Source organism: Streptomyces justiciae, from assembly GCF_015163075.1.
In the GTDB taxonomy this organism is placed as follows: domain Bacteria; phylum Actinomycetota; class Actinomycetes; order Streptomycetales; family Streptomycetaceae; genus Streptomyces; species Streptomyces justiciae.
Genome location: NZ_JADDXU010000015.1, coordinates 1 through 26,681, shown reverse-complemented (window position 1 = coordinate 26,681; position 26,681 = coordinate 1). Strand labels below are relative to the sequence as shown.

At 70.8% G+C, this 26,681-nt stretch carries 26 protein-coding genes; 12 read left to right on the top strand and 14 right to left on the bottom strand.

The window, feature by feature from the left end; translation table 11 throughout:
- Positions 1-2: 2 nt before the first annotated feature.
- Together IQ210_RS33800 and IQ210_RS33795 are read right to left on the bottom strand one after the other, a co-directional pair.
- Positions 3-1,514, bottom strand: a complete 1,512-nt coding sequence (locus IQ210_RS33800; protein ID WP_194082999.1) for an MFS transporter — start codon at positions 1,512-1,514, stop codon at positions 3-5.
- Positions 1,515-1,718: 204 nt separating this feature from the next.
- Positions 1,719-3,188: an MFS transporter gene (locus IQ210_RS33795; protein ID WP_194082998.1), complete on the bottom strand. Its 1,470-nt coding sequence runs from the start codon at positions 3,186-3,188 to the stop codon at positions 1,719-1,721.
- 247 nt (positions 3,189-3,435) lie between these two features.
- On the opposite strand from IQ210_RS33795, the gene IQ210_RS33790 reads away from it, so the two are divergent.
- The 5 genes from IQ210_RS33790 to IQ210_RS33770 all read left to right on the top strand — a co-directional run bounded on the left by IQ210_RS33790 (position 3,436) and on the right by IQ210_RS33770 (position 9,285).
- Entirely contained in the window at positions 3,436-4,086 is a 651-nt protein-coding gene (locus IQ210_RS33790; protein WP_194083176.1) for a TetR/AcrR family transcriptional regulator, read from the top strand.
- A 183-nt stretch (positions 4,087-4,269) separates the two neighbouring features.
- The gene (gene katG, locus IQ210_RS33785; RefSeq protein ID WP_194082997.1) at positions 4,270-6,462 is read left to right on the top strand and encodes a catalase/peroxidase HPI; all 2,193 of its coding nucleotides are present in this window, start codon (positions 4,270-4,272) and stop codon (positions 6,460-6,462) included.
- Positions 6,463-6,549: 87 nt separating this feature from the next.
- Positions 6,550-6,990, top strand: a complete 441-nt coding sequence (locus tag IQ210_RS33780) for an NUDIX hydrolase (RefSeq protein WP_194082996.1) — start codon at positions 6,550-6,552, stop codon at positions 6,988-6,990.
- A gap of 134 nt (positions 6,991-7,124) precedes the next feature.
- Positions 7,125-8,186 carry a right-handed parallel beta-helix repeat-containing protein gene (locus IQ210_RS33775; protein WP_194082995.1) on the top strand — a complete coding sequence of 354 codons (1,062 nt, stop codon included), beginning with the start codon at positions 7,125-7,127 and terminating at the stop codon, positions 8,184-8,186.
- Between the two features lie 43 nt (positions 8,187-8,229).
- On the top strand, positions 8,230-9,285 hold the full coding sequence (locus IQ210_RS33770; RefSeq protein WP_194082994.1) for a methyltransferase: 1,056 nt from the start codon (positions 8,230-8,232) through the stop codon (positions 9,283-9,285).
- An 87-nt stretch (positions 9,286-9,372) separates the two neighbouring features.
- On the opposite strand, the gene IQ210_RS33765 is transcribed toward IQ210_RS33770, so the two are convergent.
- The 12 genes from IQ210_RS33765 to IQ210_RS33710 form a co-directional block, all read right to left on the bottom strand.
- Entirely contained in the window at positions 9,373-9,705 is a 333-nt protein-coding gene (locus tag IQ210_RS33765; protein ID WP_194082993.1) for a TcmI family type II polyketide cyclase, read from the bottom strand.
- Positions 9,706-9,726: 21 nt separating this feature from the next.
- Positions 9,727-10,206, bottom strand: coding sequence for an SRPBCC family protein (locus tag IQ210_RS33760; RefSeq protein WP_194082992.1), 480 nt, complete (start codon positions 10,204-10,206; stop codon positions 9,727-9,729).
- Position 10,207: 1 nt separating this feature from the next.
- Positions 10,208-10,465, bottom strand: coding sequence for an acyl carrier protein (locus tag IQ210_RS33755; protein WP_194082991.1), 258 nt, complete (start codon positions 10,463-10,465; stop codon positions 10,208-10,210).
- 56 nt (positions 10,466-10,521) lie between these two features.
- Positions 10,522-11,769, bottom strand: a complete 1,248-nt coding sequence (locus tag IQ210_RS33750; protein WP_194082990.1) for a beta-ketoacyl synthase N-terminal-like domain-containing protein — start codon at positions 11,767-11,769, stop codon at positions 10,522-10,524.
- Positions 11,766-13,034: a beta-ketoacyl-[acyl-carrier-protein] synthase family protein gene (locus IQ210_RS33745; RefSeq protein ID WP_194082989.1), complete on the bottom strand. Its 1,269-nt coding sequence runs from the start codon at positions 13,032-13,034 to the stop codon at positions 11,766-11,768. Before IQ210_RS33745 ends, IQ210_RS33750 begins: the two co-directional genes overlap by 4 nt.
- Complete coding sequence (locus IQ210_RS33740; protein ID WP_228048905.1) at positions 13,031-13,534, bottom strand: cupin domain-containing protein; 504 nt, start codon at positions 13,532-13,534, stop codon at positions 13,031-13,033. Before IQ210_RS33740 ends, IQ210_RS33745 begins: the two co-directional genes overlap by 4 nt.
- A 26-nt stretch (positions 13,535-13,560) precedes the next feature.
- A complete protein-coding gene (locus IQ210_RS33735) occupies positions 13,561-14,697 on the bottom strand; it encodes a SchA/CurD-like domain-containing protein (RefSeq protein ID WP_194082988.1) in 1,137 nt (378 codons plus the stop codon).
- Positions 14,698-14,865: 168 nt separating this feature from the next.
- The gene (locus IQ210_RS33730; RefSeq protein ID WP_194082987.1) at positions 14,866-15,519 is read right to left on the bottom strand and encodes a class F sortase; all 654 of its coding nucleotides are present in this window, start codon (positions 15,517-15,519) and stop codon (positions 14,866-14,868) included.
- A 119-nt stretch (positions 15,520-15,638) separates the two neighbouring features.
- The gene (locus IQ210_RS33725; RefSeq protein WP_228048900.1) at positions 15,639-16,118 is read right to left on the bottom strand and encodes a hypothetical protein; all 480 of its coding nucleotides are present in this window, start codon (positions 16,116-16,118) and stop codon (positions 15,639-15,641) included.
- A 231-nt stretch (positions 16,119-16,349) separates the two neighbouring features.
- Positions 16,350-18,023, bottom strand: coding sequence for an FAD-dependent oxidoreductase (locus IQ210_RS33720; RefSeq protein ID WP_194082985.1), 1,674 nt, complete (start codon positions 18,021-18,023; stop codon positions 16,350-16,352).
- Positions 18,024-18,292: 269 nt separating this feature from the next.
- Positions 18,293-18,751, bottom strand: a complete 459-nt coding sequence (locus IQ210_RS33715) for a cupin domain-containing protein (RefSeq protein ID WP_194082984.1) — start codon at positions 18,749-18,751, stop codon at positions 18,293-18,295.
- Between the two features lie 106 nt (positions 18,752-18,857).
- Positions 18,858-20,153, bottom strand: coding sequence for a CitMHS family transporter (locus IQ210_RS33710; RefSeq protein WP_194082983.1), 1,296 nt, complete (start codon positions 20,151-20,153; stop codon positions 18,858-18,860).
- A 356-nt stretch (positions 20,154-20,509) separates the two neighbouring features.
- Here IQ210_RS33710 and IQ210_RS33705 point away from each other — a divergent pair, with 356 nt between their 5' ends.
- The 7 genes from IQ210_RS33705 to rraA all read left to right on the top strand — a co-directional run bounded on the left by IQ210_RS33705 (position 20,510) and on the right by rraA (position 26,639).
- Positions 20,510-21,223 (top strand): FadR/GntR family transcriptional regulator, encoded by a 714-nt coding sequence (locus IQ210_RS33705; protein ID WP_194082982.1) that lies wholly within the window; start codon positions 20,510-20,512, stop codon positions 21,221-21,223.
- A 237-nt stretch (positions 21,224-21,460) separates the two neighbouring features.
- Positions 21,461-22,141, top strand: coding sequence for an aspartate/glutamate racemase family protein (locus tag IQ210_RS33700; protein WP_194082981.1), 681 nt, complete (start codon positions 21,461-21,463; stop codon positions 22,139-22,141).
- Positions 22,138-22,974 (top strand): sugar phosphate isomerase/epimerase family protein, encoded by an 837-nt coding sequence (locus IQ210_RS33695; RefSeq protein WP_194082980.1) that lies wholly within the window; start codon positions 22,138-22,140, stop codon positions 22,972-22,974. The genes IQ210_RS33700 and IQ210_RS33695 overlap by 4 nt, the downstream gene beginning before the upstream one ends.
- A gap of 46 nt (positions 22,975-23,020) precedes the next feature.
- Entirely contained in the window at positions 23,021-24,103 is a 1,083-nt protein-coding gene (locus IQ210_RS33690) for an isocitrate/isopropylmalate dehydrogenase family protein (RefSeq protein WP_194082979.1), read from the top strand.
- An 88-nt stretch (positions 24,104-24,191) separates the two neighbouring features.
- Positions 24,192-25,454 carry a 3-oxo-tetronate kinase gene (otnK, locus tag IQ210_RS33685; RefSeq protein WP_194082978.1) on the top strand — a complete coding sequence of 421 codons (1,263 nt, stop codon included), beginning with the start codon at positions 24,192-24,194 and terminating at the stop codon, positions 25,452-25,454.
- Complete coding sequence (gene otnC / locus IQ210_RS33680; RefSeq protein ID WP_194082977.1) at positions 25,451-26,095, top strand: 3-oxo-tetronate 4-phosphate decarboxylase; 645 nt, start codon at positions 25,451-25,453, stop codon at positions 26,093-26,095. Before otnK ends, otnC begins: the two co-directional genes overlap by 4 nt.
- 52 nt (positions 26,096-26,147) lie before the next feature.
- Positions 26,148-26,639, top strand: a complete 492-nt coding sequence (rraA, locus tag IQ210_RS33675) for a ribonuclease E activity regulator RraA (RefSeq protein ID WP_194082976.1) — start codon at positions 26,148-26,150, stop codon at positions 26,637-26,639.
- The last annotated feature ends 42 nt before the right edge of the window (positions 26,640-26,681 follow it).

Genomic DNA, 26,681 nt, shown 5'->3' with positions numbered 1-26,681 from the left:
GCTCAGTTCTGACGGGAGTGGACCGGGTTGTTGGCGACTTCGTCCGGGCAGCGGCGGTGCGAGGCCTCGTCGCCGCGATCACGCAGCCAGTCGGTCACGGCCAGCGCCAGGGACGCGGTCATGCCGGCGAGGGCCACGCCGAGGGCGGCCAGCAGGGCCGTGCGGTAGTGGTCGGTGTCGCCCAGGACGAGGTAGTAGATGCCCGGCAGCGCCGCGGTGCCCACGGCCGCGCCGAGGCGCTGGCCGGTCTGGAGGGCGCCGCCCGCCGCCCCGGCCATACGGACGGGGACCTCGCGCAGGGTCATGGTGATGTTCGGGGAGACCACGAAGCCTCCGCCGATGCCCGCCGCGAAGAGGGCCGGCGCCGCCGCCCAGTGCGCCGCGTCGTCCGACACGAGCCACAGCAGCAGCGCGGTGGTGCCCAGGCCGAGGATGACCGCGCTCAGCCCGCACACGGTGAGCAGGCGGCCGAAGCGGTCCACAAGGCGGCCGGCCGTCACCGCGGCGGCGGCCGAACCGACCGCGAAGGGAGTGACCGCCAGCCCGGACTGCAGCGGGGTGAAGTCCAGCCCCCGCTGGAAGAAGAGGGCGAAGACGAGCCACACCCCGCTGAAGCCGATGAAGTAGAGCGTGCCGACGCCCGCGCCGACGGCGTAGCCGCGCACGGTGGTGAACAAGCGCGGGTCCAGGAGGGGTTGTCTGCCGCCTGCGACGAGGCGGAACTGGCGCCGTGTGAAGAGCACGAGCAGCACCGCGCCCACGGGAAAGAGCCACCACAGCCGCCCGAGGCCGCCGGCATCCGCCTGCACCAGCGGATACATGACCGCCAGGACTCCCAGACCGAGCAGGGCGATGCCGGGGACGTCCACCGATCCTCGTCCGGAGCGTTCGACGCGCGGCAGCAGGCGCAGCCCGAGCAGAACGGCGATGACGCCGATCGGCACGTTGACGAAGAAGATCCACCGCCAGCCGTCGGCTGAGCCGGCGAGGGCGAGGATGGCCCCGCCGGTGAGAGGCCCGGCGGCGGAGGAGATGCCCACGGTGGCGCCGAAGAAGCCGAAAGCGCGGCCCCGTTCGGCGCCGCGGAACATCTGCTGGATGAGGGCGGAGTTCTGCGGGGCCATGAAACCGGCGGCCAGGCCCTGGGCCAGTCGGGCCGCCACCAGCAGGCCGATGTCGGGGGCCGCGCCGCACGCGGCGCTGAAGAGGGTGAACGCGCTCAGGGCCAGCAGGAAGATACGGCGCCGATCGAGCGCGTCGCCGAGCCGTCCGGCGGTGACCAGGGCCAGGGCGAACGACAGGGCGTAACCGGAGACCACCCACTGCACCTGGGCGGGTGTGGTGCCCAGACCACGTTGAATGGTGGGCAGGGCCACCGCCACGATCGTCACGTCGAGCAGGCTCATGAATCCGGCGACGAGAGTCACCCACAGCGCACGCCACCGGTTCGGATCCGGGGCGTGTCCGCTCTCTTCACCGCCTCCGTGCGGCCCCTCCGCATCCGAGTCCGACACCGCTGCCACAGGGCCCCTTCCGCCGCTCCACGATCAGGGGACGGGTTCCCTGCCGCGGTCACGCGCACACCCGGGCAACCTCCGGTCGGCCCAGGCAGGGACCTGGCGGAGCGGGGACGGGGCGCGTGGCAGGGCCAGGATGCACCTCCGTCCTGGCTGATCACGTTCGCTGCGCGGTCACCACCGGCCGTGGCCGCGATCCGGTCACTGACCCTCGGCCGGCTCCTCCACCGTGTGCGAGTCGGTCAGGGTGAGGGCGCCGGCTGTCGCGATCAGGCCGACGAGCACCGCGAGGACGCCGTAGATGATCCGCTCACCGTGGAAGAAGGAGTGCACGAGGTCGCTGCTCCAGGCGCCCGCGGGCAGCTGCGTGGTGACCAGCGCCGCGATCAGGGTGCCGACGACGGCGGTGCCGACGCTGGTGCCGACCTCCTGGGCGGTGTCGTTGAGCGCCGCGCCGATCGAGGTGCGGTTGTCGGGCATCGCGTCGACCAGGGCGATGGCGCAGATCGTCATGACGGTGCGCAGTCCGATGGTCATTACGACCATCGAGGCGGCGATAGCGACGTAGCCGTGGTCGACGCCCCAGGCGAGTCCGGCGAGTGCACCGGCCAGGCAGGCCGCGCCGACCAGACAGGCGATGCGGTGGCCGAACTTCTTGGCGAGCCCTTCCGACAGCGGGGTCGCGACGATCATCGTCACGATGATCGGCAGGTTCGCCAGGCCGGCCCGTACGGGGCTCCATCCGTAGGCGTACTGGAAGTGGAGGATGAGCCCGAACATCACGCCGGCCATCGCGATGGACGTGCCGATCTGGGCGATGGCGGCGCCGCGGACGGTCCCGCTGGAGAAGAGGGTGAGGTCCAGCATGGGCGCCGCGCTGCGGCGCTCGTGCCGTACGAACCCGATGCCCGCGGCCACGGCTCCGCCGATCGACGCGAGCGTGATCGTGGAGAGCCAGCCGTGCTCGACGCCGCTGGTCAGCGCGTAGCAGGCCAGGCCGATGGCGAGGACGCTCAGGGCGGCGCCCGGCAGGTCGAGCTTGTCGTTCGTGAGGTCCTGCGGACGGTCGGCGGCGACTCCGAGCCGCACCCCGATGCCGGCGATCAGCGCGATCGGCGCGTTGATCAGCAGGAGCCACTGCCAGCTCACGTGGGCGAGCGCCGTACCGCCCAGCAGCGGGCCGAGCACGAACCCGGACATGCCGACGACGATCATCAGGGTCATCGCACGCATCCGCAGCGTCTGCTCGTCGAACAGCCGGAAGACGAGCGAGTTGGTGATGGGCGCCATGGCGGCGGCAGCAATGCCGAGCCCGGCGCGCAGGGCTATGAGCTGCCCGGCGGAGTCGACGGCGACGACGCACAGGCTCAGCAGGCCGAACACGGCGAGGCCGATCAGCAGCACGCGTCGGCGTCCGACGCGGTCGGCCAGGGAGCCGGCCGTCAGCAGGAGACCGCCGAACGTGAGCGAGTAGGCGCCGGTGACCCACTGCAGGGCGGTGGTGCCGCTGCCGAGATCGCGGCCGATGGTCGGCAACGCGATCGAGAGCAGGGTGTTGTCGACCATCTCGACGAAGAAGGCCAGGCAGAGCGCGGCCAGCGGCATCCAGGCCGCGCGCAGGGATGAGTAGGTACGGGTTGAAGCTGACTCGGTGGTGGTGGTCGCGGTCATGGCCGGCCTCCTGTCGGGACGTCGCCGGTCGTCGCAGGACGCGCGGCGTGGGAACGGGATGCGTGAGTGCGGAAGCGTGAGAACGGGATTCGATTAACGAACGGCGTTCGATACTGGAACGCCGTTCGACAGTAGAACGTCGTTCGATGAAGACGCAAGTCTGTGATTGGATGACTGCATGCCACGCCCGCGACCACGTACCGCCACCGAGACCTCGCCCCGAGGCCGCCAACGCGCCTCGCACTCCATGGAGGCCGTCCTCACCGCGGCCGTGGCCCTGCTCGACGAGGCGGGCCAGTCGGCCCTGACCTTCCGCGCCCTCGCCGCCCGGCTCGGCACGGGCGTCGGCACCATCTACTGGTACGTCTCCAGCAAGGACGAACTGTTCGACCGCGCCACCGACCACGCGGTCGGCGCCATCCTGACCGCCGTCGAGGAACAGCCGCAGAGCGACGACCCGATCGCCGATCTGCGCGAGATGGCCATCACCCTCTTCGACGCGATGATGGACCGGCCGTGGCTGGCGGCCTACTTCATGCGCAACACCGACGTCCAGGGCCACTCACTGCGGCTGTACGAGAAGCTCGGCCAGCAGACCCTGCGCCTCGACCTCACACCGCGGCAGCGCTTCCACGCCGTCTCGGCGATCGTGGGCGTCGTGGTCGGCACGGCCGCCGACCTCGGCGCGGAACTCCCGCAGGAGGTGCTCAACGGCGAGGTGAACCGCGTGGAGTACCTCAGCCGCTACGCCGAGTCCTGGCGGAGACTGGATGCCGCGACGTTCCCCTTCGTGCACGAGATCGCCGACGAGTTCGCCGAGCACGACGACAGGGACCAGTTCCTCGCCGCGCTGGAACTGACCCTGGCGGGCCTGCGCCTCCAAGCGGAAACTCCCTGACACTCCGCCGAAATCACCACGCGCTGCGGCGGGCCGCCGCGCGCCACAGGCCGAGGTTTCCCTCCTGTGAGCGCCATGGCTCCCTCCGCGTGCGTGTCGGATTGCCCTGTTCCGGTAAAGCGAACAACGTCAGGAGGAACAAGCAGCAACAGGACACATCCGACCAGGAAGCAGGTTGCGCGCATGTCTGGCAGCGAGAGCGAGAACCCGGCAATCCCCTCCCCCACCCCCACCGCGCATCGGCCCCGGACGAACCGCGACTGGTGGCCGGATCAGCTGGACCTACAGGTTCTCCATCAGCATTCCTCGCGTTCGAACCCGATGGACGAGGACTTCGACTACGCCAAGGAGTTCGCGACCCTCGACGTGGAGGCGCTCAAGCGCGACGTCTTCGAGGTGATGACCACATCGCAGGACTGGTGGCCGGCCGACTACGGTCACTACGGTCCGCTCTTCATCCGGATGAGCTGGCACTCCGCGGGAACGTACCGGATCGAGGACGGCCGCGGCGGTGGCGGTGCCGGCGCGCAGCGGTTCGCTCCGCTGAACAGCTGGCCGGACAACGCGAGCCTGGACAAGGCGCGCCGGCTGCTGTGGCCGGTGAAGCAGAAGTACGGGCAGAAGATCTCCTGGGCGGACCTGCTGGTCTTCGCCGGCAACTGCGCCATGGAGTCGATGGGGTTCAAGACGTTCGGCTTCGGTTTCGGGCGCGAGGACCAGTGGGAGCCCGAGGAGATCTTCTGGGGGCCCGAGGACACCTGGCTCGGGGACGAGCGCTACAGCGGGGACCGGGAACTCGCCGGCCCCTTCGGCGCCGTACAGATGGGGCTGATCTACGTCAACCCGGAAGGCCCCAACGGCACCCCGGATCCGCTCGCTGCCGCCCGGGACATCCGTGAGACGTTCGGGCGGATGGCGATGAACGACGAGGAGACGGTGGCCCTCATCGCCGGCGGCCACACGTTCGGCAAGTGTCACGGGGCGGTCGACCCCAGCTACGTCGGCCCCGAGCCCGAGGCCGCCCCCGTCGAGCAGCAGGGCCTGGGCTGGCGGAACACCCACGGCAGCGGGGTCGGCGGCGACGCGCTGACGAGCGGGCTCGAAGGGGCATGGACGTACGAGCCGACGAAGTGGGACAACGGATACCTGGACAACCTCTTCGGCTACGACTGGGAACTCACCACGAGCCCGGCCGGTGCCCACCAGTGGACTCCCACCGACCCCTCCGCCCGGGACAAGGTCCCCGACGCCCATGATCCGTCCAAGCGGCACGCCCCGATCATGCTGACGACGGACCTCTCGCTGAAGATGGACCCGGTGTACGAGCCGATCGCCCGGCGCTTCCACGAGAACCCGGACCAGTTCGCGCTGGCCTTCGCCAAGGCGTGGTTCAAGCTCCTGCACCGCGACATGGGCCCGCGCTCGCGCTACCTCGGCCCGTGGATTCCCGAGCCGCAGCTGTGGCAGGACCCCGTCCCCCCGGTCGACCACGACCTGATCACCGACGCGGACATCGCCGCTCTGAAGGCAACCATCCTCGCCTCCGGCCGGTCCGTCTCCCAGCTCGTCACCACCGCCTGGGCCTCGGCCGCCAGCTTCCGCGGCACCGACAAGCGCGGCGGCGCCAACGGGGCCCGTATCCGGCTCGCACCGCAGAAGGACTGGGAGGTCAACGCCCTCCCCGAGGTGACCGAGACGGTACGCGCGCTCGAACAGATCCAGCAGGACTTCAACGCCTCGCAGACCGGCGGCACGCGGGTCTCGCTGGCCGACCTGATCGTCCTGGGCGGCTGCGCGGCCGTCGAGAAGGCCGCGGCCGACGCCGGGCAGCAGCTGACCGTCCCCTTCACGCCGGGGCGTACGGACGCCACGCAGGAACAGACCGACGTGGAGTCGTTCGCCGTACTCGAACCCAGGGCGGACGCGTTCCGCAACTACCTCAAGGCGGGCGAGAAGCTCTCCCCCGAGACCCTCATGCTCGACCGCGCGAACATGCTCAACCTCACCGCGCCCGAGCTGACCGTCCTGATCGGCGGCATGCGGGCACTCGGCACCGGCTACAAGGGCTCCGCACACGGCACCTTCACCGACCGGCCCGGGGTCCTGACCAACGACTTCTTCGTCAACCTCCTCGACATGCGCACGCAGTGGTCGACATCGGCCACCGACGAGAACGTCTACGAAGGCCGGGACCGGGAAACGGGCGAGGTGAAGTGGACGGCGACCGCCGTCGACCTCGTCTTCGGTTCGCACTCCCAACTCCGCGCCCTCAGCGAGGTCTACGCCTCCCGTGACGCCGACGCGAAGTTCGTACGGGACTTCGCAGCGGCTTGGGACAAGGTGATGAACCTCGACCGGTACGACGTCCGCACCTGAGCGGCCATCAGGGCCCCTGGGTCGGGAGTTCCCTGAGATCCTCACCGAGGGGCCCGGCGGGCTGTGCCTCTTGGGACAATGGCGTCCATGACACAGGACGGTTTCGCGGTCGTTCCCGAAAGTATCGGCCAGCCACAGCACTTGGTCGTCGTGGCCGCGGCGATTGTCCAGCAAGGGCGCCTTTTGGTGGTGAGCAAGAAGGCGGCTCCCGAGGTGTTCTATCTGCCCGGCGGGAAGCCCGACCCCGGAGAGGGGCCCATGGAGGCTCTGGCCCGGGAACTCGACGAGGAACTGGGGGTGCGTCCCTTGCAGCCGCGGTTCCTGGCCGACGTCGAAGCCCTCGCGGCTCTCGAGCGCGTACCCATGAAGATGACCGTCTTCCACACAAGCATCAGCCAGGTCCCCCGGCCGGCAGCCGAGCTGGCGGACTTGCGATGGATCTCCGGCGGTGAACCAGACGTGCGGCTGGCTCCGGCGGTGCAGGACCAGGTGCTTCCCCTTCTCAGGCAGAACGGCCTGCTCGCCTGAGAGCGGAGCCGGCGGCATCCGTCCGACCGCTCCGGCCAGGCCTCTCGCCCTGGTCAAAGGCCCCCACCCCATGACACGCCGCCGGATGGCCCATCACGACCATTCTCCGATCTTCCGGTCATAACGTGCTGAATATGATGAAAACTCATGTCGCCTACCTGGCATGTGCCGCAGCACTCACCGGAGCGGGGCTCGGCGCCGGGCCGGCCGTCGCCGCCGATCACATGACGCACCTGGTCTTTCCCGGGGAGTCGATCCAGAAGGCGGTGGACTCCGCCGAGCCGGGAGACACCGTTCTGGTGACCCCCGGCACCTACCGCCAGAGCGTCAAGGTGACCACCCCCCGCCTCACCCTGCGCGGCATGGGCCGCCTCACCGTCCTCGAACCGGCCAAGACCAAAGCCGCCGAGAGCTGTGGTGAGAACGGCAACGGCATCTGCGTGGTCGGCAAGAAGGACAAGAACATCGAAGGCGTCACCATCGCCTCCCTGACCGTGACCGGCTTCTCCAAGGCCGGGGTCATCGCGGTGGGGACCGACAGGCTGACCGTGCGGAACGTGACCGCGGTGAAGAACAAGGTCTGGGGGATCGCGCAAGAGCGTTCGGTCCGCACCGTGTTGCGCGGCAACACCGTTCGGGACAGCGGCGACGCCGGCCTGTTCCTCGCGAACACGATCAGGGCCGAGGAAGGTGCCGTGGACACCGAGGGGACCGTGATCGAGGGCAACCGCCTGGAGGGCAACCGGATCGGTGTCACCGTCCGGCGGCTGCGCGACCTCACCGTCGCGCACAACCGTGTCACCGGCAACTGCGCGGGCGTCTTCGTCGTCGGCGACGAGAACAAGCCGAAGGCGGGCGCCCTGACCGTGCGCGACAACCGCATCGTCGGCAACAACAAGTCCTGCCCGAAGACCGAGCGCCTCGAGGCGCTCCAGGGCTCCGGCATCGTGCTGACCGGCGCCGAGGACACCTTGGTGACGAACAACCGCGTCATGGACAACGCCGGCGACTCCTCGATGTCCGGCGGCATCGTCCTGGCCAAGAGCTTCGTGGGTACCCCGAACGACCGGAACCGGATCACCGGCAACGTGCTGGAGGGCAACTCCCCGGCGGACCTCGTCAACGCGGGCACCGGCGAGGGCAACACCTTCCAGGGCAACTCCTGCCGCGCCTCCCGGCCCGCCGGCCTGTGCTGACCGCCGCGGGACGGCTCATGAACTCCACGAAGGAGGGCGGCCCATGACGACCGCACAGACCTCACCCACCCCATCCACCGCGCCGGACACCCCGCCGCCGACCATGCGGCTCAGGGAACTCGCCTTCGGAGCGGCCTGCGCAGCCGCCCTCCGCGCCGCGACCCGGCTCAACGTCGCCGACGCCCTCGGCGACACCCCGCTCACCGCGGAGCAACTCGCCGCCGCGGTCCGCACCGAACCCAAGCCGCTCCGACGGCTGCTGCGGGCCCTGTCCTGCTACGGCGTCTTCGCCGAGCGGCCGGACGGGACGTTCACCCACACCGACATGTCCCGGCAGCTGCGCACGGACGACCCGCACAGTCTGCGCGACATCGTGCTGTGGTGCACCGAGCCGTGGACCTGGGACGCGTGGCCGCGCCTGGACGAGGCGGTGCGCTCCGGCCGTAACGTCGTGGAGGAGCTGTACGGCAAGGAGTTCTTCCCCTACCTCAACGAAGACGCCCCGGAGTCGGCCGACGTCTTCAACCGCGCCATGACGACCTCCAGCGTGCAGTCCGCGCGCGATGTCGCGGCGTTCCTCGACCTGTCAGGGGCCACCTCGGTCGCCGACATCGGGGGTGGTCAAGGGCACGTGGTGGCGAGCCTGCTGGAGAAGTACCCCACCTTGCACGGCACCCTGCTCGACCTGCCGCGCGTGGTGGCCAACGCCGATCCACGACTGCGGGCGGGAGGCACGCTCGCCGACCGGATGCGGCTGGTGCCCGGTGACTGCCGTGAGGACGTCCCGGTCAAGGCCGATGTGTACGTCATCAAGAACATCCTGGAGTGGGACGACGACAGTACGACCCGCACCCTGCGCAACGTCATCCGGGCGGGCGGTCCCAGAGCGCGGGTCGTGGTCATCGAGAACCTCGTCGACGACACCCCGTCGATGCGGTTCAGCACCGCCATGGACCTGCTGCTGCTCCTGAACGTGGGCGGCGCCAAGCACACCACCGCCAGCATGACCGACAGGCTGACCAAGGCGGGCCTGGTCATCGACGACGTACGCCCGGTCAACCCCTATCTGCACGCGTTCGACTGCACCGTCCCCGGGTGATCGAATCCCGGGGAAACCTTCACGAACCGCCGGTCGCCGGGCACGCAACCCTCGCGTGCCCGGCGACCGGCGGTTCGTGCGCGTGCTTCAGGAGGTGGCGTCCCGCTCCCACCGGTAGAAACAGCGCGCCATCGCGTCCTTCGGCGAACGCCAGGTCGCCGGGTCGTACGCGGTGACGTACGCCGACAGCCGTTCGCTGACGTCCCGGAACTCCGGGTGCCCGGCCACCTTGGCGATGGCGGGCGCGGGGTCCCGTTCGGACTCGATGAGGTGCAGATAGACGTCGCCGAACTGGAAGAGGCTGCGGCGGGCGACACCCACGAGGTGCGGCAACTCTCCCTTGTCCGACTCCTCGAACACCTTGGCGATGTCGACGGCCGACTCCGGTGCCATGCGGGCGATGATCAGGGATTGGTGCATCGTCCTGTCCTTCCGTCCGGGTCAGTCGGAGAGCACCGGCGCGGGCCGGCGATCCGTGGCCGCCTGCTCGATCCGGTCCCGGATCAGGGCCATCTGCACCTTGGAGTTCCGGTTGATGTTGTTCGTCATCCAGTCGTCGTCGACCGGCGCGTCCGGCTTCATCGCGAAGTCCTGGGTCCACACCATCCGGGTGCCCTCGAGCACCTTCTCGTACTGCCACACGATGTTCATGTAGGCGAAGGGCCCGGTCTCGACGCGGCGGGCGCGCACCGTGAGCGTGTCACGGTCGGGCTCGCGTTCCGACACCCAGCTCCACACCTTCCCGTTGTCGTCGGGGTGCATGGTCAGCCGGAAGGTGGTCCGGTTCCCCTCCTGGGAGAGGATCTCGGCGGAGGCGTACTCGCTGAACAGCTGCGGCCAGTTCGCGACGTCGTTGGTCATGTCCCAGACCAGGTCGAGCGGCGCGCCGATGGTGATCTCGTTCTCGGTGTGCCCGGCCATGTCAGGCCTCCGCCAGAAGGACGCTGTTGACCAGTTCGAGGAACTGCTGGGGGGTCTTGCTCTTCTCCGCGTCGACCGGCATGGGCGTGCCGTACCGGTTCTCCAGCTCGCCCACGATGCCGAGCAGCGCGAGGGAGTCGATCCCGAAGGCGTCGAAGCCGGTGTCGTAGCGCTGACGGAGCTCCTCCGGTGAGACAGTCACTCCGGCGGACTTCTTCATGAGCTCGCTGAGCTCCTCCACGGTGATGCGGTCACTCATGCGGATGTTCTCCCTGCTGTGTCGGGTGCTGGGTGAGGAGTGCTGGCGATGCCTCGTCAGGAGGCGTCGCCGGCGCCGCGCCGGAGCACGAGCGCCGAGTTCGACCCCATGAGTCCTCGGCTGAGGATGAGCGCGGTGCGCAGTTCGGCGGCGCGGGCGCGGGAGCTCACGAGGTCGAGGTCGTGGCAGGCGTCGAAGACGTTGGGGGTGGGCGGGATCAGACCGTGCTCCAGCGCGAGCACGGCCGCGGCGACCTCCAGGACGGGCGCTGCCGCGTAGCTGCGGCCGGTGCCGGTCTTCGGCGCGGTGACGGGGACGCGTGTGCCGTGCGCACCCAGGGCGTCCACGATCGCCAGCGCTTCGGCACGATCCGCCTCGGGTGTGCCGAGGGCGTCGGCGAACACGACGTCGATGTCCTCGGGCGCGCAGTCGGCCTCCGCCAGGGCGCCCAGGACGGCCTGGGCCAGCCCTTGCCGGGACTCCTCCCAGCGGGAGGCACCCGTGAACGTGGCCGCGTGGCCCGCCACGGTGGCGCGCACGGAAGCGCCCCGCTCCCGGGCCAGGTCCTCGCTTTCCACGACGAGCATGGCGCCGCCTTCGGCGGGCACGAATCCGCAGGCCGCCGCGGTGAAGGGGCGGTAGGCGCGCTCCGGGTCGTCGACGGTGCTCAACTCCTCGTAGCCGAGCTGGCAGACCATCGAGTAGGGAGCCAGCGGTGCCTCGGTCGCGCCGGCCACGAGCACGTCGGTGCCGCGCCGCACGGCCCGTGCCGCGTGCGCGACCGCGTCGAGGCCGCCGGCCTCGTCGGCAGCGACCACACCGCAAGGTCCCTTGAAGCCACGGCGGATGGAGATCTGGCCGGTGCTCGCGGCGTAGAACCAGGCGATGGACTGGTACGGCCCGACGAAGCGACTGCCCTTGTCCCACAGCTGCTGGAGCTCCCGCTGCCCGAACTCGCCGCCACCAGAGCCGGCCGCGGTCACCACGCCCACGGAGAACGGCGCCGCGTCCGTGTCGCTGCGGCCGAGGCCGGCGTCGTCGAGGGCTTGGTCGGCCGCGGCCATCGCGAAGTGGGTGAACCGGTCGGTCTGGACGAGGTAGCGCTCCTCGACCAGGGCCGGCGGGTCGAAGTCCCGGACCTCGCCGGCCACCCGCAGCGGCAGGTGCCCGCATCCCTCGCGGGTGATCCGGTCCAGGGCGCTGATGCCCTCTTTGGTCGACTTCCAGAAGGTGTCGGTGCTGGTGCCGTTGGGCGCGACCACGCCGATGCCGGTGATGGCCGCGCGCCGAGGATGTCCGCTCATCGTGTCTCCTCCCTCGGCAGGTTCAGGACCACCGCGGACTGGAAGCCGCCGAATCCGCTGCCCACGGAGAGAACGCTGTTCAGCCTTCGCTCACGGGCGATGCGCGGGACGTAGTCCAGATCGCACTCGGGGTCCGGCGTCTCGTAGTTCGCGGTGGGCGGGACGACCTGGTGGGTCAGGGACAGCGCACAGGCGACGAGTTCGATCGCGCCGATCGCGCCGAGGGAGTGACCCACCATGGACTTGATGGAGCTCATGGGCGTGTCGTAGGCGTGCGCGCCCAGGGCCCGTTTGACCGCGGCCGTCTCGTGCCGGTCGTTCTGGAGGGTGCCCGAGCCGTGCGCGTTGACGTAGTCGATCGCCGTACGGTCCAGCCGGGCCTGGTCCAGGGCGTCCTCGATGGCCCGGGCCATCTCCAGTCCCTCGCTGGTCAGACCGGTCATGTGGTAGGCGTTGCCGAACGTGGCATAGCCGCCGATCTCGCAGTACACGCGCGCGCCGCGGGCCCGGGCGTGTTCCAGCTCCTCCAGGACGAGGACCGCGCCGCCCTCCCCCATGACGAACCCGTTGCGGTCCGCGTCGAAGGGGCGCGAGGCGTGGGCGGGGTCGTCGTTGTTCGGGGACGTCGCCTTGATCGCGTCGAAGCAGGCCATGGTGATCGGGGAGATCGGCGAGTCCGACGCCCCGGTTATGCAGATGTCGGCCCGGCCCTCCTCGATCGTGTGGAAGGCGTATCCGACCGCGTCCAGGCCCGAGGTGCAGCCGGTGGAGACCGTCTGCACCGGGCCGCGGGCCTCGAACCGCTCGGCCACCGTCGAGGCGAGGGTGCTCGGTGAGAACGCGCGGTGCAGATGCGGGCCGACCTGCCGGTGGTCCACGTCCCAGCGCTTGCCTCGCTCGCTGACCAGCACGTAGTCGTGCTCCAGTCGGGTGGTGCCGCCGACCGCGGTGCCGAGAGAGACGGCCACGCGCCACGGGTTCTCCACGGCGAGGTCGAGGCCGGAGTCCCGTACCGCCTCCTCCCCCGCCGCCAGGGCGAACTGGATGTACCGGTCGCACCGGGCGATCTGCTCCGGGTCCAGGCCGTGGGCCGCCGGGTCGAAGTCGCACTCGGCGGCGATCTGCGAACGCAGCCCGGCCGGGTCGAAGAAGGTGATGCCCCGCGTCGCCGTGCGCCCGTCGGACAACAGGTCCCAGAAGGCCGGGACTCCGATGCCCTGCGGGGCGACGACGCCCAGGCCGGTGACCGCCACGCGCCTGGTCATGAACGGACCTGAGGTCGCTCGGCCACCCGCCCCACGCTCGTGTGGGTCGGGTCCACCGCGATCGGCACTCCGTCCGCGTCCTCGGTGTCGACGTGGCCGAGCGGCGGGCTCGGGGCGAGCGGGCCGAGGTGGAAGACCATGCGGGCCTCCACCTTGCCGACGTTGCGGAAGCGGTGCCGCATGTAGGCGGGGATCAGCAGCCCCTGCTCGGGCTGCAGGGCGTGGGTCTCGCCGTCCAGGTCCACCTCCAGCTGCCCGCAGAGGACGTAGATGAACTCCTCGGAGTAGGGGTGGTAGTGCTCGGCGATGCGGTCGCCGGGCTGCACGATGGCCACGCCCATGAAACCGCTGGTGGAGCCGACGGTGGCGGGGGTGAGCATGGCGCGCAGGTCCCCGCCGCGCCGGGTGTTGGGCTCGACCTCGCTCAGGTCCACGATTCCGGGAAGTTTGGTCACGACGTTCCTCCGAACATGTGTTACGTCGGCATGGCGCGTGGACATCACGGCCCGGTTGCCGGCGGGGCGAATCAGGCGTCGGACGCCCGGCGGTCGGTGACGAGGTCCATACGGGGGACGTTGAGGTGGTGTGCGCGGTCGCCGTTCCTCGGTCCGGCGCTGCCGGCGTCCAGGAGTTCCGCGAGCTCGGTCGCCTGGTCAGGCTCGGAAAGGCCCAGCATGGCAACGTTGTCGAACCCGGCACGTACGTCCACGAGCCGCACCACCACGTCGTCGCGCTGGAAGATCGTGCTGCGCAGCAGCGGCGTGCGCGGATCGTCGGAGGCCGCCGCGTCCTGACGGGCGAGCAGCTCGGCCAGGCGCATGCCGCACCCTTCACGGGCCGGGTAGTACAGCGCCTGCCGCACGGCATCCGCACTGTCCTGACCCGACGTCACATGGTGTACGGCGGGCAGCGCCGCGCGGGTGAAGAAGAGGCGCGCGGCCTCGGGGTCGTCGAGGTCCCTGTCCTGCTCCAGATAGGGGTTGATGGCCTCCTCGACGGCCCGTACCTCGGGCTGCTTGGCGACATGACGCAGCGCGGCGAGCAGGTCGCCCCGCACCTCGATGGCGCGCACCACCCGGTTGCCGTGCATGAACAAGGAGGTGCGGCACAGCTGGGTGGTGTCGTCGACGCGTGACTCCGGCGAGGCGTACCCGGCCAGGATCTCGGCGACGGCGGTCTCGCTGCCCGGCTTCACCGTGAAGGTGAGCGCGTGCCGGACCAGCCCGTCACCGATGCGCGGCGAGGCCTGAAGCCCACGGGCGCCGGGCTCCGCGGCCGCCGCCGGGCCGCCGGTCTCGCGCACGACGTGGAAGCGGAGCGAGCGGGTGTCGCGGACACAGCTGTGCAGCGGCTCCACCATCCGTACGTGGTCCTCACTGTTGACCCAGGTGAGGAAGGGCGGGGCACTCTCCCACTCGCTCGTGATGAGCCATTGGGAGGGGTTCTCGATGGACTGGCACAGCTGGTCGCTGACATGCCCGGGGACGGAGGCGACCTGGTTGCACAGTTGCTCGTACGCCTCCAGGAACTGCTGCTGGGCGCCGTCGTAGACGTCCACCAGCAGGACGACTCGCAGCCGGGAACCGTCGAACACGGACTGAGAGACGCGCTGCGACGCCTCTCGCATGAATGTTTCCGAAACACGTTCGGACGTGGTGGTCATCCTGCGCACATCTCCTTGACGGGAACGGACCGGACGGGTCTCGATCACGTCGATGTGCCTCCGACGTGCCTCGATCCCTCGATCCCTCGATCCTGGGCCCGCTGCCGGAGGCGCGCGACTCGTATGCGACTGGGCGGGCGACCCCGGGGCCCGGCGGAGCGGGCCCGTTCAGACCAGGTGGGCGAAGACCACCAGGTTGTCCGTGTAGTCGCGGACCGTGCGGTCGTAGTCACCCGCACAGGTGATGAGCCGGACCTGCGCCTGGGCCGTGTCGGCGTAAACACGTCGGCTCGGGAAGTGCTCCTTGTCGAAGGTCTCCACGCTGTCCACCACGAAGGACGCGGTGCGCCCGTCGGCTCGCTTCACCTGGAAGGTGTCGCCCTTCTCCAGCTCGCCGAGGTCCACGAAGACGGCCGCCGAGGTCGCCGTGTCGACGTGCCCGGCGATGATCGAGGTGCCTGCCTCCCCCGGGGAGGCTCCCTTGGCGTGCCAGCCGACGAGATTGGTGTCGTCGGCCGGGGGCGGCTGGAGCTGCCCGTTACGGCCGATGGCGAGTTCCGTGAAGGGCGCGTCGACGGAGATCTTCGGAATGAGCAGGCGTACGGGCCTCGAGCGCGGCAGGTGTTTCCCGGCGGCCCGTGCGGCCGGCGGAGCCGCCGCCGCATCGGAGTGCGGTGCCTGGGCCGGGCGGGAGGCGTCGGACGGTTCGGTGTCGTTGCCGCCGAACAGGCCCATGGCCAGCACCAGGGCCGCTACCGCACCGACCACCAGCGCTTTGGTGCGGGGCGGGTTGTCTGCGAGGGAAGGGGGACGGGCTGCCATCGGACGCTACCTCACCAAGGCGTGACAGAAGATCGGACGGGGGACGGGCAGGGGGAAACCGGCGGACCGCCACGCGACACGCGCGTGGCGGCCGCGACGGCTATCGCATCCGGCATGGCTCAGGCCACGCTTTCGGAGGTCTTCTTACGACGCGCCGCGTACAGACCGGTACCGGCGACCGCCAGGACGGCCAGCCCACCCGCGGTCACGGCCGGCGAGGCCAGGGCGCCGCCGCCGGTGTGCATGCCGCCGCTCGGCTTCTCCTCGCGGCCGCTCCACCCGTCGCCGTCCTGCTCACCGCTCCAGGAGTCCTCCTCCTGCTTCGTGCTGCCGGAGTCCTTGCCCTGTCCCTTGTCCTTGTACGTCTCCGGGTCGAACTTGGGGTCCTTCGCGGTGTCCGAACCGTCCGCGTTCACCGCCGTCAGGGCCCCACCACCGGTGTGCATGCCACCGCGCGGCGAGTCCTGACCGCTGTCCTTGTCGTGTTCCTTGCTGTACGAGGAGTCCGTGTGGTCCTCCCAGTCGCTGCCGGCCGCCTGGGCACCGGGCGCGGCACCCAGGACGAGGACGGTCGAAGCCGCCGCGGTGGCAAGGAGCATGCGAGCAGAGTGCATCTGACATTCCCTCCGCCGGAGAGCGGACAGCTGGCGCTTCGTCAGCTGAGGTGATCCGTCCCCGACGTGATCCACCGTCAGTGCGCACGGCGCCGCGCACCACTCGGGACGATCGGTCGGGTGAACACACCCGCGCGCCCGCCGGAAACGGGGCCCGGCAGCACGACGCGGCCGACCAGCCCCACCCAGGGGGCTGGTCGGCCGTATCCGTACAGGTCAGATCGCTGCCAGCAGCGTGGTCAGAGCATGGCGCAGTGCCGACCCGGCGTCAGGTTCCGGCGCTGCGGCCCGCCAGGCCACGAACCCGTCGGGCCGGACAAGTACGGCACCGCCAGGCTGCGTTCCATGGGCGACCGCCCAGTCCGTCCCGCCCTCGGGCGTCAGCTCGGCGTCGGCCGTGCTGCCCACCCGGTACGAGGTCAGGGGTACGGACATCGATGCGGCGAGGCGGACGGCCGCCTCGTGCCAGCCACTTGGGTGATCGGCGTCGCTGAGCAGGACGAACGAGCTTTCGTAGAGATCCAGCGTGGAGATCGGTTCGCCTCGGTGACGTACCGCCAAGTGGGGTGCTCTGCTGCCGGGTTCACCGGACAGGTCGAGGCGTTCCGGTACGACCGGGGCGTCGGGGTCGGTCCCGAGGACGGCGCCGCGCGGGTAGCGGTAGCCGAGGACCACACTGAGGATGCCGCGCTGCGGGCCGCCGCCACCGCCCATGCCGGGGGGCGGAGCGAAGCCGGGGTGGCTGTGCTCCACGGACCGTGCGGAGGCGCGGGCGCTGGTCGCCTCGGCCACCGGGCGCCGCTCGGCGTCGTAGCTGTCCAGCAGCGCCTCCCCCGCCCAGCCGTCGAGCACCGCGGCCAGTTTCCAGGCGAGGTTGTGCGCGTCCTGGATGCCGGTGTTCGAGCCGAAGGCCCCGGTGGGGGACATCTCGTGGGCCGAGTCGCCGGCCAGGAAGACCCGTCCTTCCCGGTAACTGCGGGCGACCCGCTCGGCGGCGTTCCAGGGAGCCTTGCCGGTGACCTGGACGTCGAGGTCGGCCACTCCGATCGCGCGCCGGATGTGCTCCACGCACCGCTCGTCGGTGAACTCCTCCAGGGTTTCGCCCTGTTCGGGATGCCAGGGAGCGTGGAAGACCCAGTTCTCCCGGTTGTCCACCGGCAGCAGCGCCCCGTCGGCCTCCGGGTTCGTCAGATAGCAGACGATGAAGCGGCGGTCGCCCACGACGTCGGCGAGGCGGCGGGACCGGAAGGTGATGCTGACGTTGCTGAACAGGTCGCCAGGACCGCTCTGGGCGATGCCGAGCTGCTCACGCACGGGGCTGCGGGGACCGTCCGCGGCGACGAGGTAGTCCGCGCGGATGGTGGTGTGCTCGCCGGTCTCCCGGCTCTTGACCACCGCGGTGACGCCATCGGGGTCGGTGTCGAACGACAGCAGTTCGGTGCCGTAGCGCAGATCGCCGCCCAGCCGCTCGGCGTGTTCCAGCAGCACCGGCTCCAAGTCGTTCTGGCTGCACAGACACCACGAGCTGGGACTGAAGCGGGCCAGCGCGCCCCCCGCGTCGATCTCCTTGAAGAGCCACTCCCCCGCGTCACCCACCAGGGTGGGTGTCTGGAGAATCCCGTGGTTGTCGTCCAGCGTGGCGGCGGCCTCCCGGATCGCCGGCTCGACGCCGGCCGTCCGGAACAGCTCCATCGTGCGGACGTTGTTCCCGCGCCCACGGGGGTGGATGGAGGTGCCGGTGTGCCGCTCCACCAGCGTGTGCCGTACGCCCAACCGGCTCAGGAACAGCGAGGTCGACAGCCCGACGAGGGAACCGCCGACGATGAGGACGGGGACGTGATGGATCGTGTGGTCGGTCTGGTCGTCTGGTCGTTCCGTTCTGCGTGTCATGGCCCGCCTCCAGCTCGCTGTCTCTGTCGACCCGGCCGGATTCGGCCGCGAGCCTCATGCATGCCCCCTCGGCGTCGGCGCGGGCCCCAGCTTCACCCGCTCCGCTCGCCGGGTTCGCCGAGTCAGCGGACACCGACCGCGCCGCCGACGTCATGGTGCGAGAACGGAGTGCACATGTTCGACCCGTGGCGAAGCCGCGAAGTACGCCCCGGCCGGAGCACGCCACTTGGCGAATCCCTCGGAAGCAACTCCCTGGGGTCGGTCCCCTGTCAGTGGTGGGTCGTGGTGGGGGCCTCGGTGTGCTCGGCGTCGACGCGAGCGGTGACTCCGGTCTCCACGACGGTGCGGGTGGCGTCGACGGTGGCGTAGATCCACAGGATGCGCATCGGTTCGGTGGCGGAGGCGTTGCGGAACCGGTGGGGCATGCCGGCGGGCACATAGGTGGTGTCGAAGCGGGTCACGTGGTGTTCGGTGCCGTCGATCTCCACGATGGCGTCGCCTTCGAGGATGGTGACGGACTCCGGGCAGTTGTGGGTGTGCAGGGCGATGCCGGCACCGCCGTCGAAGAGGGTCTGCCCGGTGAGGAAGACCTCGGCGCCGGTCGCCTTGGTCACCAGGGGGATGGTGCGGGCGCCGCCGCCGCGGCTGAAGGCGGTCAGTTCGGCCGGGCGCAGCACGGCGGGCGGGAAGGAGGCGAAGCAGGGCTCGTGGGTGGGGTGGTCGTGCACGGTAGTGTCTCCAGGTGGTCAGACGGGGGGCAATGCGGACGCGCGCGTGCCCACCCCGGTGGGCCACCGACGGACTGCTCTCCGTGGCCCACCGGGACGCAGCGGATCAGGCGATGCCGATGGCGCCGGTGAGCAGGGCGAAGGCGATGTAGGCGAAGGAGACGAGGACACCCCAGCGCAGGGCGTGCTTCTGGAAGTCGCCGAGTTCGGTCTTGACCAGGCCGATCAGGACCCACAGCGGTGCGCTGGTGGGGCCCATCATGTGGAGGATCTGGCCGATGGCGCCGGCGCGGGCGATCTCGTTGGCGTCGATGCCGTAGTGCGCGGCGGATTCCGCGAGGACGGGGACGACGCCGAACCAGTAGCCGTCGTTCGACATGAAGAAGCCCAGCGGCAGGGCGAGGACCGCGGTGAACAGCGGGATGACGTTGCCCCAGCCGTCCGGGACGATCGACAGGGCCGCGTCCGCCATCGCCTTGATCATGCCGGAATCGGTCATGATGCCGGTGAAGACGCCGGCGGCCAGGACGAGGATCATCACCGGGACGGCGTTGGACGCCTGCCGCTTGATGAGGTCCTGCTGGTCGCCTATGGCGCGGATGTTGACGAGCAGCGCGATGACGAAGGCGACCATGAAGAGGACGAGAAGGTCGGCGACCTCGAGGATGAGCAGGACCATCAGCAGCACGGTCAGCGCGGCGTTGAACCACATCCGCCAGTCGGCCTTCACCGGCTCGAAGGCCTCACCGGAGGCGATCTCCAGCCGGTAGGCGTTGAGCTTCTCGGGGTCGAGCTTGCTGCGTTCGCGCACGCCGAGCCAGTAGGCGACGGAGATGATCGCCAGGCTGGTGAGGGCCATGGGGCCGATCATGTGGACGAAGTACTCACTGGCGTCCAGGTGCAGGACGCTGATGCCGCGGGTCGCGGCGCCTCCCCACGGGGTGGTGCCGGAGATGGTGCCCAGGGACATGGCGGCCAGGGTGGCGAGGATGAGCGGGTTGATGCCCAGGCGCCGGTAGATCGGCAGGAACGCGGAGCAGACGATCATGTAGCTGGTAGTGCCGTCACCGTCGAGCGCCACGCAGAGCGACAGTACGGCGGTGCCGACGACGATGCGGACGGGGTCACCCTTGGACGCGCGGACGATCGCCTGACACACCGGCTCGAAGAGTTTCACCTCCATCATCAGACCGAAGTAGAGGACGGCGAACAGCAGCAGGGCCGCGGTGGGCGCGACCGTGTCCAGGCCGTTCGTGATCATGTCGCCGAGCTTGGTGCCCTTGCCGGCCATGACGGCGGCGACGATCGGGGTGAGCATGATGGCGGTGAACGCGGAGAGGTACTTCCGCATCACGAGCAGCATGAAGCTGCCCAGAGTGGCGAAGCCGAGGACGGCGAGCATCGTTGCTCCTTGGGGCAGGGCTGGGGGCCGCCCGTCGGGCGGCGAAGAGGACGGCGCGGTTTTCAGTGCGTGTCGGGTCAGCGGACGACCTTCGGCGCACGCGGTGCCGTCGTCGGCTTGTGCGCGGAGTCGGCCATGGTACGTGCGGCTCCTGTACGGCGGTCGGGGGCGCGGGGCGCAGCGGGGCGGCACCCGGGGGGCGTGTCCGGGTACGCCTGGCAGCGGAGTGGCCTGGCGGTGGTCGGTGTGGAGCGATACGGGGAGGCGGCTCGCCCAGCTCCGGACAACCGGTTTACCGGATTGCCGGTAGGTAACTAGAATCCAGCCATTACGTCAATACCGAAGTGAGGAATTCGATGGCCGAACTCGCCAGGATCGCGGTCGAGCCGCGGGAGCCGCTGGCCTCCGAGGTGTCCCGCCGCCTGATCGACTACCTGATGTCCGGCGAGGTGCAACCCGGCGACCGCATCCCCTCCGAGCGCCAGTTGACCGAGATGCTCGGCGTGAACCGGCCGACCGTCCGCGAGGCGATCAAATCGCTCGGCTTCCTCGGCCTGCTCGAGATCCGCCAGTCCAGCGGGACCTACTTCCGGGGCACCGACTCGGACGTGCTCTACCGCCTGTTCGAACTGGGCCTCGTGCTCGGCGAGCGCGGCGCCCGCGACATGGTCCAGGCCCGCGCCGAACTGGAGGTGATCGTCGCCGGCCTGGCCGCGCAGGCACGGGACGACGCGGGTGTCGAGCTGCTGCGCGCCCGGCTCACCGCGATGCGCGAGTGCCCCGACGACGAGTTCCCCGAGGCCGACACCGCCTTCCACGCCGCCCTGGGGGAACTGGCCGGCAACACCGTGCTGCGGGACATGCTCAAGGGCATGCGGGCGATGATCCAGCGCGGCTGGGTGGAGCGCACCGGGGCCGTCCGCTCCCGCGAGGTGGCCTACGACGACCACGTCCCGATCTTCGAGGCGGTCGCGAACGGGGACGCCGAAGCCGCCCGCGCCGCCATGGCCCGGCACATGGACGGCGCGTCCCGCCGCCTGATGAAGGCGCTGGAGCAGCGCGAGGGATAGGGCTTTTCGGCGAGTTGCCGGTCCGCTCCGGCATCTCGCGGCCCACCCATCGGAACAACCGGTTGACCGGTTTACCGGTTCCGCCTACAGTGGCGGCGCGGCACCACGACACGCACTGCCGCCCCCCATCTCGGGCCGGCCTTCATCCCATCGCCGAGGACACTTCCCTCGGTGCCCAAGGCCCGCCCCCGGTCGGGACCCCCGCTGGTCCCCGCCTTCCGAAAGAGGAAGAACCCGGTGCTCGAAACCGCCCCCCTGGTCGCCATGATCCACGCCGTGCCGACCGCCGGCCGCATCGCCCAGGCCGCGTTCGCCCAGGAGTTTCCGCAGGCCAGGGTCTGGAACATCCTGGACGACCGCCTGCTGGACGACGCCCGGACGGCCGGCGGCCTCACCGACACCCTGAGCCGCCGTATGCTCCGGCTCATCGCCCACGTGATGGACGGCGGCGCCCAGGGCCTGCTCCTCACCTGCTCCTCCTACGGAGACGTGGTGGACACCGCCCGCCGACTGTGGGACGTACCGGTGCTGAAGTCGGACGAGTCCCTGTTCAAGGCAGCCCTGGTCGGCCCCTACCGGCGGATCGCCGTCGTCGCCTCCGCCCCGCCGGCCGTTCCGGCGGCCGTCGCCCAACTCGAAGCACTCGTCCCCGCTGTCCGCCCGGACCGCCCCGTCGACATCGTGACGGCCCTGAGCGAAGAGGCCGCCGGGGCCGAGCCCGAGGCCGCCGCCCGCCACCTGACGGACGCCCTCCACACCGCCGGCGGCGCCGACGCCGATGCCGTGCTCCTCGCGCAGTACTCGCTCACCCCGGCCCGCGACGCCCTGGCCGCCCTGCTGAACGTGCCGGTACTCGACGGCGCCGGTGCCGCCGCCCGCGAACTGCGCGGCCTGCTCACCTCGGCGGTCGCGTCATGAGCGGCCGACTGCCCTGGCCGCTGGCCTACACCGTCTCCGGCGCCGACTGCTCCGCCCCCATGCCGCTCGGCCACTCGGCACCGCTCTCGGACGCCGTCCGCGACCTGGCAGAACTCGGATACGACGGTGTCGAGGTCCAGGTCCGCGAGGTCGGCGCCGACGACGCAGAAGCGCTCGCCCGGACCGTCGACGCCGCGGGGCTGAGGGTCCTCGGCATCGGCACCGGGCCGGTCGCCGCACAGGACCGGCTCACCCTGACCGATCCCTCCCCCGACGTCCGCCGCCACGCCCTCTTCCGACTGCGCGGCGCGGCCCGGCTCGCCGGCGCGCTGGGCGTACCCGTCTCCCTCGGCCAGACCCGTGGCAGGTTCCTGCCCGGCCTCGCGGACATGCAGCGCCAGTGGGCCGAGCGTGCCGTCGAGCAACTGGCCGAGGAAGCCGCCGCCTGCGGCAGCCGACTTCTGCTGGAGCCGCAGTCGCGTGCCACCACCTCGTTGTGGCACACCCCGGACGACACTCGCTCCGTGATCGACTCCCTCGACGTGCCGGCCGGGCTGGTCCTGGACACCCACCACCTCGACGCGGAAGGCGTCGACGCGGTCCGGTCCATCACCGACCACGCCCGAGTCACCGGCTGCCTCCAGCTGGCTGCCGCCTCGACGCGGGGTCCCCTGACGGTCGGTGATCCCCGGCTGCCCGCCCTGCTCACAGCGCTCCGCACCGGCGGATTCACCGGCTGGCTGACGCTGGAGCACACCCAGGACGGCGACAGCACCAAGGCCGCCGCCCGCTCCTGGACCGCGCTCACCGATGCCGCGGCCGCACTGTCCTGACCGCCCCTTCACTCCCCACTCCCCTGTTCTGAGAGGAACCCGCACCATGAGCAGCAAGACCTACCGCCTCGGCGTCCTCGAAGGCGACGGCATCGGCCCCGAGATCGTCCCCTCCTCCGTCGAGATCGCCACCGCCGCCGCCGAGGCCGCCGGCGTCTCGGTCGACTGGGTGACCCTGCCGCTGGGCGCCGCCGCCATCGAGACCCATGGCACCCCGGTCCCCGAGGAGACCAAGGACGCCCTGGCCGGCCTGGACGGCTGGTACCTCGGCCCGCACGACTCGGTGTCCTACCCCGAGCCGCACAAGTCCGCGCTCAACCCCTCGGGCACCCTGCGCAAGCACTTCCAGCTCTTCGCCAACATCCGCCCCGCCAAGTCCTTCCCCGGCGCCAAGGCCATCTGCGACAACGCCGACCTGGTCATCGTCCGCGAGAACACCGAGGGCTTCTACGCCGACCGCAACACCTTCGCGGGCACCGGTGAGTTCATGCCCACCGCGGACACCGCGATCATGCTGGGGATCATCACCCGCGAGGCCACCGAGCGCGTCGCCCGCGTCGCCTTCGACCTGGCCCGCTCGCGCCGCAAGAAGCTCACCATCGTCCACAAGGCCAACGTCCTCAAGCTCACCACCGGCCTGTTCCGCACGGTGTGCCAGGAAGTCGCCAAGGACTACCCGGACGTGGCCGTCGACGACTTCCACATCGACGCCATGACCGTCCATCTGGTGCGCCGCGCCCAGGACTTCGACGTCATCGTCACCGAGAACATGTTCGGCGACATCCTCTCCGACCTGGCCGGCGAGATCTCCGGCTCGCTCGGCACGGCCCCCTCCATCAACTCCTCGGCCACCACCGCCATGGCCCAGGCCTCACACGGCTCCGCCCCCGACATCGCCGGGCGGAACATCGCCAACCCGGTCGCCATGATCCTCTCCGGCGCCATGCTGTTCGAGTGGCTCGGCGCCAAGCACGGCGACGACAAGCTCGCCGACGTCGCGAAGATCATCGAGAAGGGCGTGGCCGACGCCATCGCCGCCGGCACCTCCACCCGCGACCTCGGCGGCTCCGCGTCCACCACGGAGTTCACCGCCGCCGTCATCAAGGCCATCTCCGCCGGCCGGAACTGACCCCGGCTCCGGGGCGGGCGTCCCCACCGCCCGCCCCCCGGCCCGCCTCCCCCGCACCACCCGCACGCCCGAGGAGAGACCCCCGACCATGACCCTGCGCATCGGCTGCACAGCCGACGACTTCACCGGCGGCACCGACGTCGCCGCGGCCTTCCGGCGCGCCGGCCTGCGCACCGCCCTGGTCTTCGGCACCCCGGACGCCACCACCGAGCTCCCGCCCGACTGCGACGCCGCCGTAGTCGCCCTCAAGTCCCGTTCCACGCCCGCGGAGGAGGCCATGGCCGACTCCCTGGCCGCCCAGCGTTGGCTGTGGTCCAAGGGCGCCGCCCAGATCTACTTCAAGTACTGCTCCACCTTCGACTCCACCCCGCACGGCAACATCGGCCCGGTCGCCGATGCCCTGATGGACGCCGCCGGCGCCGGCCTCACCCTGCACTGCCCGGCATCACCCCCCAACGGCCGCACCGTCTACCAGGGCCACCTGTTCGTCCACGACCAGCTGCTCTCCGACTCGCCGCTGCGCCACCATCCCCTCAACCCGATGACGGACTCCTCCCTGCCGCGGCTGCTGTCCGCACAGACCCCCCACCGGGTGGCCGTCATCGACTGGCCCACCGTGCGCCGCGGCGTCGACGCCGTCCGCGATGCGCTGCTCGCCCATGAGCAGGCCGGTGTGCGCCACGTCATCGCCGACGCCCTCACCGACGACGACCTCGCCGTCCTGGGCGCCGCCGCGCTCGAGATGCCGGTGGTCGCCGGAGCCGCGGGCCTGGCCGAGGGGGTCGGCCACGCCTACCCCACCAGCGGTCCGGCCACCGCTGAGCCTTGGCCCGACCAGGGCCGCGCCGCCGTCCTGGCGGGCAGCTGCTCGGCCAGGACGCTGGAGCAGATAGCCCAGTTCTACGCCGCCGGTCTGCCCTGCCTCCACCTCGACGTCCTCGCCGCCGCCACCGGCCGCGACGTCACGGCGGAAGCGCTGGCCTGGTTCGACGAGCAGGACCCCGCGCAGCCCGTCCTCATATACGCCTCCGCCTCGCCGGAGGAACTCGCCGCCGTACAGGCCCAGTTGGGTGTCGCGGAGGCGGCCGCCCAGGTCGAGGACCTGCTCGGCGCCCTCGCCACCCACCTCGTCGAACGCGGGGTACGCCGTCTCCTCGTCGCCGGTGGTGAGACCTCCGGCGCCGTCACCACCGCCCTCGGCATCCGGGCCGTCCTCGTCGGCGAGGAGGCCGACCCCGGCGTCCCGTGGACCTACGCCACCACGAAGAGCGGCGACCTCGCCCTCATGCTCAAGTCCGGCAACTTCGGTGCCCCCGACCTGTTCACCCGGGCCCTCACGGAGGCCAAGTGACCGCCTACCACGACGAGTCGGCCGCCCGCGCGCTCATCGTCCGTACCGCCCGTTCCCTCTTCGACCGCGGTCTGACCCACGGCTCCACGGGCAACCTGTCCGTCCGCCTGGCCGACGGCAGCCTGCTGCTCACCCCCACCGGATCGAGCCTCGGCACCGTCCAGGAGACCGAACTCTCCCGCACCGACCCGCACGGCACCCACCTGGACGGCCCCAGACCCACGAAGGAGGCGTTCCTGCACGCCGCCTTCTACCGGGCCAGGCCCGCCGCCCACGCGGTCGTCCACCTCCACTCGACCTACGCCGCAGCCGTCTCCTGCCTCGACGGCCTCGACCCGGCCGACGCCCTGCCCCCGCTCACCGCGTACTACGCCATGCGCGTCGGCACCCTCCCCCTCCTCCCCTACCACGCCCCCGGGGACAGCAGCCTGGAACCGCTGGCCGAGCACACGGCCCGGGACCATCACGCCGTCCTCCTCGCCAACCACGGCCCGGTCATCGCCGGCGCGACGCTGGAGCAGGCGGCCGACGCGATCGAGGAGCTGGAGGAAACCGCCAAACTCCACCTCCTCCTCCAGGGCCACCCCACCCGTCCCCTCACCCCCGAGCAGGCTGCCGCGCTCGCCCCCACATCCCCCTGACGGCCGGATGAAGAACCGCGAGCGCGGCAGCCACCCGAGCGAAGGAGCCCGTATGACCGTCCCCCCCGTCCCCACCGCCGACCTCGTCGACCGGTACGGCACCGAACTGCGCGTCTGCGACCTGCAGTTCCGCCAGTTCGGCGCCCACCGCGGCTTCGCCGGACCGGTCCGCACCGTCTCCTGCCACGAGGACAACGGCCTCCTGCGGGACCTGCTGCGCACCCCCGGCGACGGGCACGTCCTCGTCATCGACGGAGGCGGCTCCCTGCGCACCGCGCTGGTCGGCGACCTCATCGCCGGCGCCGCCCAGGACAACGGCTGGGCCGGGCTGATCGTGCACGGCGCCGTCCGCGACAGCGCCACCCTCGCCGGGCTCCGGATCGGCATCAAAGCGCTGGGCACCATCCCCCGCAAGAGCGCCAAGGACTCCGCCGGAGCCGTCGACACCCCCGTCACCTTCGGCGACATCACCTTCCACCCCGGCGACATCCTGCACGCCGACGACGACGGCATCGTCCTTCTCCCCGAGAGCACGGAGAACTGACCAGTGATCCTCAAGACCTTCGGCTGGTCGTTCGCGATCACT